This window comes from uncultured Microbacterium sp., from assembly GCF_963521695.1.
In the GTDB taxonomy this organism is placed as follows: Bacteria; Actinomycetota; Actinomycetes; order Actinomycetales; family Microbacteriaceae; genus Microbacterium.
In genome coordinates, this window is record NZ_CAUQWC010000084.1 from 1 (window position 1) to 12,363 (window position 12,363).

At 70.6% G+C, this 12,363-nt stretch carries 10 protein-coding genes and 1 pseudogene; 8 read left to right on the forward strand and 3 right to left on the reverse strand.

All coding sequences use genetic code 11. From position 1 onward, the window contains the following. The 8 genes and pseudogenes from RWP81_RS08180 to RWP81_RS08215 form a co-directional block, all read left to right on the forward strand. Positions 1-657: pseudogene (locus RWP81_RS08180) on the forward strand (hypothetical protein); the annotation flags it as partial. A 70-nt stretch (positions 658-727) separates the two neighbouring features. Next, positions 728-1,615 carry a hypothetical protein gene (locus RWP81_RS08185; protein WP_314454644.1) on the forward strand — a complete coding sequence of 296 codons (888 nt, stop codon included), beginning with the start codon at positions 728-730 and terminating at the stop codon, positions 1,613-1,615. A 242-nt stretch (positions 1,616-1,857) separates the two neighbouring features. Then, positions 1,858-2,829: a LacI family DNA-binding transcriptional regulator gene (locus RWP81_RS08190; protein WP_314454668.1), complete on the forward strand. Its 972-nt coding sequence runs from the start codon at positions 1,858-1,860 to the stop codon at positions 2,827-2,829. 285 nt (positions 2,830-3,114) lie between these two features. Beyond that, entirely contained in the window at positions 3,115-4,767 is a 1,653-nt protein-coding gene (locus RWP81_RS08195; RefSeq protein ID WP_314454647.1) for an alpha-amylase family protein, read from the forward strand. A 282-nt stretch (positions 4,768-5,049) separates the two neighbouring features. Continuing rightward, complete coding sequence (locus RWP81_RS08200; protein ID WP_314454650.1) at positions 5,050-5,646, forward strand: helix-turn-helix transcriptional regulator; 597 nt, start codon at positions 5,050-5,052, stop codon at positions 5,644-5,646. Positions 5,647-5,681: 35 nt separating this feature from the next. Next, a complete protein-coding gene (locus tag RWP81_RS08205) occupies positions 5,682-6,113 on the forward strand; it encodes a hypothetical protein (RefSeq protein ID WP_314454653.1) in 432 nt (143 codons plus the stop codon). Then, positions 6,110-7,033 carry a hypothetical protein gene (locus tag RWP81_RS08210; RefSeq protein ID WP_314454656.1) on the forward strand — a complete coding sequence of 308 codons (924 nt, stop codon included), beginning with the start codon at positions 6,110-6,112 and terminating at the stop codon, positions 7,031-7,033. Before RWP81_RS08205 ends, RWP81_RS08210 begins: the two co-directional genes overlap by 4 nt. After that, entirely contained in the window at positions 7,030-8,205 is a 1,176-nt protein-coding gene (locus RWP81_RS08215) for a serine aminopeptidase domain-containing protein (RefSeq protein ID WP_314454659.1), read from the forward strand. The genes RWP81_RS08210 and RWP81_RS08215 overlap by 4 nt, the downstream gene beginning before the upstream one ends. A gap of 187 nt (positions 8,206-8,392) precedes the next feature. Here RWP81_RS08215 and RWP81_RS08220 read toward each other — a convergent pair whose 3' ends face one another. The 3 genes from RWP81_RS08220 to RWP81_RS08230 form a co-directional block, all read right to left on the reverse strand. After that, positions 8,393-9,856 (reverse strand): mannitol dehydrogenase family protein, encoded by a 1,464-nt coding sequence (locus RWP81_RS08220; protein WP_314454661.1) that lies wholly within the window; start codon positions 9,854-9,856, stop codon positions 8,393-8,395. Positions 9,857-10,171: 315 nt separating this feature from the next. Continuing rightward, entirely contained in the window at positions 10,172-11,161 is a 990-nt protein-coding gene (locus tag RWP81_RS08225) for an ABC transporter substrate-binding protein (protein ID WP_314454671.1), read from the reverse strand. A 59-nt stretch (positions 11,162-11,220) separates the two neighbouring features. Next, positions 11,221-12,303 (reverse strand): ABC transporter permease, encoded by a 1,083-nt coding sequence (locus RWP81_RS08230; protein ID WP_314454665.1) that lies wholly within the window; start codon positions 12,301-12,303, stop codon positions 11,221-11,223. Positions 12,304-12,363: the final 60 nt, after the last annotated feature.

Here is a 12,363-nt window from a genome sequence, read left to right on the forward strand (position 1 = left end):
GCCCTCACCGTCGCCGGCCACGACCACCTCGTCGCCGCGCAGGCCAACGGAACCCTGGATGCCGGGAGCTACCACGTCTCGCTCGGCACCGCCGAGGTGCTGCTGCGCGTGCTCGACGCGCCGCTCGGCTTCGCCGCCCGGCAGCGCCTCGCCGATGCGCTCATCAACGAGGTGCGCCACGTCGTGCCCGGCCAGCACGTGCTCGTCGCCGGGGTCAAGACCGGCCTGCTCCTCCGGCGCGCGCTGCACGCCGCGGGGATCAGCGACCGCGCCGGTCGTGACGAACTGGATGCCGCGGTGATGGCCCTGCCCTACGAGGGCGAGTTGCCGGCCGGCGCCATCGAGGTAACCGGCGCCCGCAACGACGATGGCGTGCTGCGCCTGACGCTGCACACCGAAGCCTCGCCGGCCGAGATCTTCGGCGCGGTGCTGCGGCACAGCAACGACGAGGTCGCCGCCCTCATCGCCGCGATGGACCGCGAGGTCGCGCCCGCGACCCGCTCCACCCTCACGGGCGGGTGGGCGGGTATGGCCAGTGTCCGCCGGGCCCGCGCCGAGGTGCTGCCCGATGCGTCCTTGTCCACCCGCGAGCAGGACGTCGCATTCGGAGCCGCCGACATCGCGCGGCGGCTCGTCTCGGCATCCGTCCCCTCTTGACCCCGATCCGCACCGACCCCACCGCGCCCCCTCGACCGGACGCGCGCCAAGACCCCAGAGAAGAGAGATCATGAACGAACTCACCACGCTCGAGCGCCGCGCGCTCCAGTCGATCAGCACCCCCGACGGACACATGCTCATCGTCGCCGCCGACCAGCGCAACGGCATGAAGGCCGCCATCAAGGACGCACCCAACGGCTCCGACGCCATCTCACGTGAGGAGCTCGCCGCGGTGAAGGCCGACCTCGTGCGCCACCTCGCCAACCACGCCCCCGCGATCCTGCTCGACCCCGAGGTCGCCCTGCCGCAGATCGTCGACGACGGCGTGCTCGACCGCGAGACCGGCCTCGTCGTGGGGCTCGACGCGTCGGGCTTCGAGACCGTCGACGGCCTGAAGTACACGCGCTTCGTGCCGGGCGTCACCCCGCGCACCGTGCGCGACATGGGCGGCAGCGTCGCCAAGATGCTCTACTACACGCGCCCCGACCAGCAGGATGCCGACTCCCGCGTCGCCCAGGAGATCCGCGACCTCGTGCAGGCCTGCGAGGCCGAGGGTCTGCTGCTCATCGTCGAGCTGCTCACCTACCAGCTCGAAGACGAGAGCGACGAGGACTACAAGGCGAAGTTCGCCGACCTCGTTGTCGACGGCGCCGCCCTCGCGGTCGCGTGCGGCTCGAAGATCCTCAAGCTCCAGTACCCGGGCTCGGCCGAGGCCAGCGCCCGCGTGACCGAGGTCGCCCAGGGCGTGCCGTGGGCGGTGCTGTCGGCCGGTGTCGACCACGAGACCTTCATCGAGCAGGTGCGCACCGCCGTCGCGAACGGTGCCTCGGGCGCGATGGCCGGCCGCTCGCTGTGGAAGGACAGCCTCTCGATCGACGCCGACCGCCGCGAGGACCTGTTGTCGAACCGCGCCCTGCCGCGCCTGCGCGAGCTCGCCGACGCCGTCGACGGCCGCTGAGATGCGCCCGACCGCCCGGCACCGGGAACGTCCATGACCGCGCCCGACTCCCGTCGGTCGAGGATCCCGCCCGTGCAGGCGGGGGATGGATGCCACGGTGCCGGGCGGACGGGCACTCCTTTCACGCGGCAGGGGGCGATGTCGGCCGTCGCCGGGCCGGCACGGGTCCACGGTGACCGGCCGATAGGGTTGCACGTCGAAGCCCCCACTCGCCCACGTTCCGGAGGTGCCTCGTGACTACGATGCGCGACGTCGCCCAGCGCGCGGGTGTGAGCACCAAGACCGTCTCGAGGGTCTTCAACGAAGACCCCCACGTGCTGCCCGACACCCGGGCTCTCGTCGAGGCCGCGATGCGCGAGCTCAACTACGTGCCCAACGCCCTCGCCACCACCTTTCGCGCGGGTCGCGCCTCGGTCATCGGCGTGGCCGTTCCCGACGTCGTCGACCCCTTCTTCGCCGCCATCGCGCGCGCCGTCGAAGACACCGCCCGCCGTCACGGCCTGTCCACCCTCGTCACGAGCCTCGGCGAGAACCCCGCCGACGAGCGGGCCGCCCTCGAATCGCTGTTGGGTCGCCAGCTCACGGGGCTCGTCATCGCCCCGGTCGGCACCGACCACTCGTGGCTCGAGCGGTGGCGCGGGCACACCCCGATCGTCTTCGTCGACCGCGCTCCCGCGGGCCTGACGACCGACACCTTCACCGAGAACGACGAGGCGGGCGCCCACCTCGCCACCGCCCACCTGCTCTCGCACGGACACCGTCGCATCGCCTACCTCGGCGACATGGTCCACCTCTCCACCGAGACCAAACGCGTCGAGGGGTGGCGCCGGGCGCTGCGCGAGGCCGGGGTCGAGATCGACGAGCGTCTCGTGGCCTCGCAGGTGTCCGACCGTGAGACCGCGGCATCCGCTCTCGAGAGGCTCCGAGCACTCGACGAGCCGCCCACCGCGATCTTCTCGGCGAACGCGCGATCGTCGATGGCGCTCGCGCACGTGCTGCGCGGCAACCCGCTGCCCTTCGTCGGCTTCGGCGATTTCCCCATGGCCGACACGCTCACCCCCGCCGTCACGGTGATCGACCAGGACCCCCGCCGCATCGGCGCGCTCGCCGCCGAGCGGGTGTTCGCGCGCCTCGAGCCCGACGCGGGTCTCGGACTCGACGAGGTCACGGTCATCGACGTGTCGCTGGTCGAGCGGGAGTCCTGCCGCCTCTGACGCTTCCGCGCCCCCGCGCCAGTGTCGCGCTCCGGCTGCCGGCTGTCGCGCTCCGGCTGCCGGTGACGCCTCCGCTCGTCACGCGCCCCCGCCCGCCGCGCGCCTTCGCCCGGCCCGCGCCACCACCCGAAACACATCGCCCCGGCCGAGGCAAGAGCCCGCGCGCGATCAGGTGCGCCGGATACAACGGAGGGGACCAGCCGCCACCGCTCCCGAGAAGAGGGCTCCGATGACGACCTTCCCGCATGCTCCGCGCCGCACCGACGCCCAGACGGGGGTGACGGCATGAGGCTCACCGATACGAGCGATCTCTGGTGGAAGACCGCCGTCTTCTACAACCTCGACGTCAAGACGTACCTGGATGCCGACGGCGACGGCGTCGGCGACCTGCGCGGTCTCGCGCAGCGGCTCGACCACCTCGCCGAGCTCGGTGTGACCTGCCTGTGGCTCGCCCCGTTCTACCCCTCACCGCAGCGGGACAACGGCTATGACATCGAGGACTACTACGGCGTCGATCCCCGCTACGGTTCGCTGGGCGACATGGTGGAGGTGCTGCGCACCGCGCACGACCGCGGCATGCGCGTGATCGTCGACCTCGTCGTGAACCACACCTCCGACCGGCATCCGTGGTTCCAGGAGGCCCGCACGAGCCCCGACAGCCGCTACCGCCACTTCTACCAGTGGCGCGACGATGTTCCCGAAGACGCCCCCGAAAGCATGTTCCCCGACGTCGAAGACGGAGTCTGGTTCTTCGACGAGACAGCGGGTCAGTACTACAAGCACTCGTTCTATCGGCACCAGCCCGACCTCGCCACCGACCACCCCGAAGTGCGCGAAGAAATCGCGAAGGCCATCGGCTTCTGGCTCGAGCTCGGCATCGACGGTTTCCGGGTGGATGCCGTGCCGTTCGTCATCGACGGCGACGATGGACCCGAGCACGAATTCCTGCGGGAGCTGCGCGGATACGTCTCGCGCCGTCGCGGCCACGCGATGATGCTCGGCGAGGTCAACCTGCCGTACGACGAGCAGATGCGTTTCTTCGGCGACGCCGACGGCGACGAGCTGACGATGCAGTTCGACTTCGTCGCCAACCAGCGTCTGTACCTGGCCCTCGCGAGACAGGATGCCACGCCCCTGCGCGAGGCGATCGAGTCGCGGCCCGCGATCGCCCGCGGCAACCAGTGGGGCAATTTCGTGCGCAACCACGACGAGCTGACCCTCGACCAGCTCAGTGAGGCCGAGCGCGACGAGGTCTTCGCTGCCTTCGCCCCCGAGAAGGGCCAGCGCATCCACGGGCGCGGCATCACGCGACGCCTGCCCTCGATGCTCGAGGGTGATCCGCGTCGCATCCGCATGGTCTACAGCCTCATGTTCTCGCTGCCGGGATCGCCCGTGCTCTACTACGGCGAAGAGATCGGCATGGGCGAGAACCCCACGATCGAGGGCAGCAGGGCGGCGGTGCGCACACCCATGCAGTGGACCGGCGCCGACGACGCCGGCTTCTCGCCCGCCGACGAACTCATCGCCGACGTCGTGCCCGGGGGCTTCGGCCCGCGGCACGTCAACGTGGCGCAGCAGCGCCACGATCCCGACTCGATGCTGCGATTCGTCCAGAACCTCGTGCGGCACTACCGCGCCTCGCCCGAGATCGGGTGGGGGGAACTCGGCATCCTGGATCAACCGCACACGTGTGTGCTGGCGCACTCGGTCACGAGCGAGCTCGGCATGTTCGTCGCCGCGCACAACTTCGCGCCCGACGGTCGCACCTTCCGCCTCGAGATCGAGGGGGCGGATGCCGAAGGCTGGAGCGTCGTGAACCTGCTCGATGACGACTCCGGCGCCGAGACGCTCGAGCGCGGCGGCTTCGACGTATCGCTCGACGGGTACGGGCACCGGTGGTGGCGGGTCATCCGGCCGGGGGAGCGGCGGATCGCCTGAGCCTCGACGGCGGGCGCGGCGGGTGAGCGAGCGAGCGCGACGCCCCCCGATGACGCCGCGCCCGCCGCGGAGATGGGCCGATCGGCGATGCGTCCGGCCCTCGCGAGCGGCGGGTCCCCCCGACCCTCTCGCTCGCGGTCTCGTTCCATACAAGCACAGCACCTCGTAAATAGCACCCGTCTGCTGCTCGTAATTACAATCCTCGGGCGTGTCCGCGTCGTCTACGATCGACACGTGGGTCGCGGCGCTGTCGGACCACCCTCCCGGTACTCCCGTCGAGTGGTGGCGAATGTGGACCGCCTGCGGAGAGCGAACGGGCTCACCGTCGGCGAGCTGCTCAGTCGCGCCGGGATGACGAAGAGCTACTACCAGTCCCGCGCCGGATTCTCGCTGCCGTACAACACGAACGACATCGAGGCCCTCGCCGCCGCCCTCGGCGTGACGCCCGAAGAGGTCGCGAGCCCCGAGACGACGACGCGCGTAGAGATGCGCGTGCCCGCGGGTCCGCTGGTCACCCGCGTCCGCCGCCTGATCGACAGCCAAGCCGCCACCGAAGACGATCTGGTGCGTCACCTCGACGAGATCGACCCGCTGCTGGCCGACAACGCCCGCACGCTGCTCGCCGCCGCCTCGCACACCGTGGTCCTCGATGAAGAGGTGCTGCGCCTCATCACGCACTGGGCCGACGTCCCCACCGAGTACCTGACGGACTACACCGACGAGACGGTGACCGACCGCACGGAGGCGGAGCTCGAACTGCGCGAGGCCATGCGGGCCGCGGGTGCCAGCAGCATCCAGTTCCGAGCCCTCGGGCAGATGTCTCCCGATGCCCTGCGGGCCATCGCCCAGTCGCTGCGTAGCGGGCCGCCCACGCGATGAGCAGCGGCGACGAAGCGGGCGAGATGATGCGGCGCGTGCGCGCGCGCACGGATCGCGCCGTCGAGCGGGCCGGCATCACGGGCGGCATGGACTTCGCCAGCATCGTCCGCGCCGTCGAGGATGCCGTGGGCATCCGCCTCCGCGTGGTGGAAGAAACCGACACCCGGGGGTGGGGCACGCTCACCGGCTTCCTCACCGTCTTCGCCGATCGGCGCGAGGGCAGCATCCACGTCCGCGCGTCGGATCCGGCGCTCTACCGCCAGTTCGCCGCGTCCCACGAGCTCGGCCACCTGCTCGATGACGAGCACTGCAACGGCGCGCTCCATGAGCGGTCCTCGGTGTCGCCTCACGACGACCCCACCCTGACCACCCCCGAGTTCGAGGCCGAACTGGTCGCCGAGCACGTCGCTCATGTCATCGCCCGCGTCCTGTACGGCACTCCGCGCGTCGCCGAGTCATCGTGGTGACCGTCGTCCTCATCGACGTGGCGCTCGCCGGACTCCTGGCGGTCGTCGTCGGCCGGGCGCGCGCGGCATGGCGGTTCCCGCGGGCGCGTATCAGCTGGCTGGGGGCGTTGATCGGCGTGGTCGCGCTGCTCACGCAGGGGACGATCGTCCCCCTTCCGGTGCTCGACGCGCTGCTCGGTGGGACGAACGTGCTCAAGCTCGTGCAGAACATCCTCACGATGGTGTCGCTGTGGCTCGGCATCCAGGCGGGCACCGCCCCCGTCACCGCGCGGGTGCACACGCTGAGGTGGAGCTTCCCCGCGGTCCTCGGCATCCTGTTCGCTGTCGTCTTCTTCGTCGCGATGCCCGAGCGCGGGTCGTCGTCGTTCCGCTTCGTCGAGAACGCGGCGGTCACCTCGACGGGCGCGTGGCTCTACGGCGTCGTGCACATGGCGGGGATCGCACTGGTGGGGGCGCTCCTCTTCCGCTCGGCGAGGGGGTCGCTCCCCGGTGTGCGGCCGTTCTTCCGCGCGGGCGCGGTCGGTATCGTCCTCGGCTGCCTCAGCGAGATCGTCGATCTCACGATGACCCGGTTCTTCCAGCCGAACGACGTGGTGAGCGCCCTCTTCGACCCCCTGTTCTACCTCGGTGTCGTGGCTTTCGTCGTGGGGATGCTGCGGGCGTCGCGCGCGGCGAGGTGCATTCGCCGTCGGGGGGAGACGCTGCTGCGTCGTCTCGGCGATCTGGCGCGCCAGCGCGGCGTGCAGCGTCTTTCCACCGTCGCGCCCGACGCCCCCGTCGACAGCAGGCTGCATGCGCTGCGGGTCGCCGTCGAAGACGCCGCGATCGCCACGTCGTCGCCGTTGACCGCCGGGCAGCGCGCACTGCTCGACGACGTCGACGCCCATCTCACTCGACAGCCCACGGGAGTTCGTGCATGATCCGATCCATCGCCGTCGGCACCGCGGTCGTCGCGGGCACGGTGCTCGCCGCCCACACCGCCCTCGCCGGGTATGTCGCCCGCCGCCTCATCGCGCCGCGCGCGCCGAAGGTGTTCGCGCCGGTGACGATCGAGGGCGACACGGTGTCGGTGCCCGCGACCGTCGACAGTCGCGAACCCGGCACCTACGGATTGCGCCTCGACGACGGTTCGCACCTGCTGGTGGGCGACATCGTGCGGATCGATGGCGACAGGGTCGTCCGTTCGATCCTCACGCGGCCGCCGGGGCTCGGCGACGGCGATGTCGTGGCGGCGTGGACGTCGCAGAACATCGGCGCCCCCGAAGACGTCGGCCCCACCCGCCACGTCGCCGTTCCGCTCCGTCGCGGCGGCACCGCCGAGGCGTGGGAGATCGGCGATCGCGAGACGGCCGACGGGCGGTGGACGATCCACGTGCACGGTCTGCGCTCCAGTCGCAACGGCGCCCTGCGTTCGGCGCCGGCGCCGACGGATGCCGGGTGGATGTCGCTCGTGGTGTCGTACGCGGGCGATGAGGAATGCGCGCCCGCCGACGCCCTTCCCTCGAGCCTCGGGACGCGCGAGTGGCGCGACGTAGACGACGCGATCTCGTACGCGATCTCGCGCGGCGCCCGCGAGATCGTGCTGGTGGCGTGGTCGATGGGCGGGACGATCGCGATGCTCGCGCTCGAGGAGTCCCCGCACCGCGGCACGGTGACCGGGCTCGTGCTGGTCGCACCGGCGCTGGATTGGACGCGGGTCGTCGAGAACGCCGTCGCCGGGGCCCACCTCCCGCGCTCGATCGCTGCAGCGGCCATGCGCGTGCTGGGCAGCCCCATCGGCGCCCGTGCGCTCGGCCTCATCGAGACGGTCGACGCCCGCGCGCTCACCTGGGTGGGCGGGCATCGCCCCGGACCGCGCATCCCGACGCGGATCCTGCACAGCCGTGTCGACCCGGTGGTGCCGTTCTCGGGATCGGTCGCGTACGTCGAACGGCATCCGGATGCCGAGCTGGTCGCGTTCGACGCGAGCGGTCACTGCAACGAGGCCAACCAAGAACCCGAGCGGTTCCATGAGGCCATCGCCGGATTCTTGCGGACGCTGTCGCCGCGGGCGGACGCGCGTGATCGCCGGAAGACGGTCTCTGGCGCCTGAGTCCGCCTCGGATCCGCGTTCCCTACGAGCGGAGGCCCCTGAGCCTGTCGAAGGGCCCGGTGGTCGCCGTCCCCCATGCGTGAGCGGAGGTCCCTGAGCCCGTCGAAGGGCCCGGTGGACGCGGATACCCGTGCGCGCGGAGGCCCCTGAGCCCGTCGAAGGGACCGAACCCGCCCACCCGCTGCCCTCAGGCGCCGACGACCTCGGCGATCGCCCCGCGCACCCCGCGCTCGGACAGCGAAGCGCGCGCGACGAGGAATGCCTCGCGCAGGCGGGCGTTCTGCCCGAGGTCGCCGAACACGGGCGCGTAGTCGAGCAGTGACGCGGGATTCGCGGCAACGATCGCGCGCAGCTCGTCGAGGCGGCTGTCGACCGCGGGTGTCGGCTCGCCCGACTCGGTACGTCCCTCGAGGAAGACGCTCCAGCCCGCGAGGACGAGGGCGGCGTGGTCGATGCGCCCACCCGCGGCGAGCTGCTCGCGCACGACCGGCAACAGGAACTTCGGCAGCCGGTCGGAGCCGTCGACGACCTGTCGCGCGAGCGTGTCGCGGATGGCCTCACTACCGAACCGCTCGATGAGCTGGTCGCAGTACGCATCGAGGTCGATGCCCGGCACCGGCCGCAGGGTGGGGATGGCCTCGTGGTGCATGTACCCCTGCAGGAACGACACGAACAGCGGGTCGGTGCACACCTCGTGCACGTACTCGGCGCCCGAGAGGATCCCGAGGTAGCTCATCGCCTGGTGCGAGGCGTTGAGCAGGCGCAGCTTCATCAGCTCGTACGGCTCGACGTCGGCGACGAGCTGCACGCCGACCTCGTCGAACGGGGGCCGACCCGCGGGGAAGGCATCTTCGAGCACCCACTGCTCGAACGATTCCGAGCGCACGGGCCAGCGATCCCGGATGCCGAACTCTTCGGCGACCGCGGCACGTGTCTCATCGGTGGTGACCGGGGTGATGCGATCGACCATGGAGTTGGGGAACGACACGTTCTCGGCGATCCAGGCGGCGAGCTCGGAGTCGCGGCGCTCGGCGAAGCCCAGGAGGGCGGCGCGGGCGACGTGGCCGTTGCCCTGGATGTTGTCGCACGACATGACGGTGAAGGCGGGGATGCCGGCATCCCGGCGTCGACGAAGGGCCTCGGTCAGCAGACCCATGACGCTACGCGGGGGAGTGGAGCCGTCGAGATCGGCGAGGGTCAATTCGTCGCGGGGCGCGTAGGCGCCGGTCGCGTCGTCGATGCCGTAGCCACCCTCGGTGATGGTGAGCGAGACGATCGCGGTGTCGGGATCGGCGAGTTTGGCGACGACGGCCTCGGGGTCGTCGGGGGCGAAGAGGTATTGCACGATCGAGCCGACCACGCGGGCTGTGGAGGAGCCGTCGGGGGCGGTGGTCACGAGCGTGTAGAGGTCATCCTGCGCGGCGAGGGCATCGCGCATCGGGGCGTCGAACGACAGCACGCCCACCCCGCACAGCCCCCACTCGGTGTGGCCGGCCTCGAGCAGGCGGTCGAGGTACATCGCCTCGTGCGCGCGGTGGAACCCGCCGACGCCGAAGTGCACGATCCGCGAGCGCACGGCGGAACGGTCGTAGGTCGGCACGGAGACGTTCGCCGCGAGCGAGGAGAGGGCGTCGGCGGTGAGATCGGTCATGCGTGGCTCCGGGGGTGGTGGGGCGGCGGGCGGGATTTGGGGCGAGTTTGTCGTTTCGGGGCGTGAATCCTGTGCCCCAAGGCGAGGAATCCGCCCCAATCCCTGAGGGGAGGGGGTGGATGCCGGGACCCCCTCGCGTGATGGGGCAGTCCCGGCCGCGGGGGCCCGGAGTGGCGGCATCCGGGGTGTGGGGCGGGTGCTGCCGCTTGGGGCGTGGATCTTGCGCCCCAAAGCGAGAAGTGCGCCCCAAAACCGGGGATAGGGGTGGATGCCGGGACCCTCGCGTGAGCGTGAGGGTCCCGGCATCCGGTGGGTTCAGCAGCTGGACTTGTAGACGGCGTCGGCGCCGTCGGTGGCGATGTTGTCCTTCGTCAGGATGGTGAAGCCGGTCTGGATCTTCTCCTCCGTCGCTTCGCCCTTCAGCGCCGCGATGGCCTGCTTCACGCCGTCGGAGCCGATGGTGGCGGGCTCCTGGGCGACGAGGGCCTGGACGGTGCCGGCTTCGAGGGCCTTGACCTGGGCGGGGCCGGCGTCGAAGCCGACGATGGTGACCGATCCCTGCTTGCCGGCCTGCTGGACGCCGGTGGCGGAGCCTTCGGCGGCGAACAGGTTGGCGGCGAAGATGCCGACGATGTCGGGGTCCTTCTGCAGAGCGGCAGTCACGATCTCGGCCGCGGTGGAGGGTTCGTTGTGCGAGTACTGCACCCCGACCGACTCGAACTTGCTGTCCTTCGCGACGGCGTCTTCAAAGCCCTGGGCGCGGGCGTCGGTGGTGGAGACACCGGGGTCGGTGGACACCACGAGAACCTTGCCACCGTCGGGGTTGGCCTCCTGAATCGCTTCGAACGCGGCCGCCCCGCCGCCCTCGTTGTCACTCGAGATCTGCGACACCGCGCCCGAGGGGTCCTCCAGCGTCGTGTCGACGAGGACGACCTTGATCCCGGCGGCCTCGGCGGCGGCGATCGGCGCCTGCATGGCGGAGACGTCCGTCGGTGCGATCAGCAGCGCGTCGGGCTGGGAGGCCACAACGGCATCCACGATCGGCTTCTGCAGGGTGGGGTCGAACTTCTCGGGACCCTGGGTGGTGACGGTGGCGCCTTCCTTCTCTGCTTCGGCTCCGATGCCGCACTGCATGGAGATGTAGAACTCATCCCCGGCGACGCCCTGCACGAACGCGATCTTGTAGCCGTCCTCGGCGCCGCCCGAGGCACCGCCGGACGCTGCTCCACCGGAGCAGCCCGCGAGGGTCAGGGTCGCTGCCATGCCGAAGACCGTCAGTGCGGTCGCCTTGTTGTTCCACTTCATTGTGATCACCGTTCTTGTGTCGGGTTGGGAGGGGTGGGAGGGAGGGATGCCGCCGCGGCTCAGCCGCGCCGACCTCCGCTGATGAACTTGCGCCAGAGGCTCTGGGTGTTGCCGCGAGTCGCAGCGGTGCGGCGCACCTGGTCGACGTAGACAGCCGTGATCAGCACCGCGCCGACGGCGACCTGCTGCCAGAACGGCTGCACACCGGTGATGACGAACCCGTTCTGCAGCACCGCCGGGATGAACAGGCCGACGACGGTGCCCATGATCGTGCCGACGCCGCCGAACAGCGACGTGCCGCCGATGACGACCGCGGCGATGACGTTGAGGTTCGTCTGGGTCTGCCCCGCGATGGCGGTCGTGGAGAACTGCGACAGCGACAGGATGCCGCCGAGCCCGGCCAGTGCGCCCGAGATCGTGTAGATCTTGATCAGCTGCGCGTCGACCTTGACGCCGACGCGGCGGGCGGCGATCTCGCTCGATCCGACGGCGAGGGTGTACAGCCCGAAGCGGGTGTAGTGCAGCACGATGGCGCCGATGATGACGACGACCAGGGCGATGACGCTGATGATGGGCACGGATCCGAACACGTTGCCGTAGCCGATCGAGACCGTCAGCACGGTGGGCACGTCGCGCACGTCGACACCACCGGTGAGGATCTGCGCGAGACCCAGCGCCATCCCGAGCGACCCCAGGGTGACGATGAGCGGCGGGATCTTCGCCTTCGCGATGAGGAAGCCGTTGAGCAGGCCCCAGCAGACACCGCTCAGCACGGCGACGATGATTCCGACCGTCGCGACACCCCACCCTTCTCCCCCGAGAGCGCGCATGACGAGCGCGGAGACGACGCCGGAGAACACCAGCACCGAGCCGACCGAGAGGTCGATACCGGCGGTGATGATGACGTAGGTCATGCCGACCGCGAGCACGGCGAGGATCGAGGCGTTCTGGATGATGAGGCGGAAGTTCGACCACTGGGCGAACGACTCCGGCGCCAGGATGCTGAAGACGATGATGATCGCCAGCAGCACGAGCAGGATCTGGAAGGCCTGGGTGCGCAGCACCGCCGCGACCGGGTTCGCCTTCTGGTTGTCGAGGGTGCCGATGGCCACGGTCTCGGTCGGGGGGCTGGTGAGGCTCATTTCTGGTCGTCCTTCGTGACGGCGCCGGTCATGAGCCCGACGAGTTCTTCCATGGAGGTG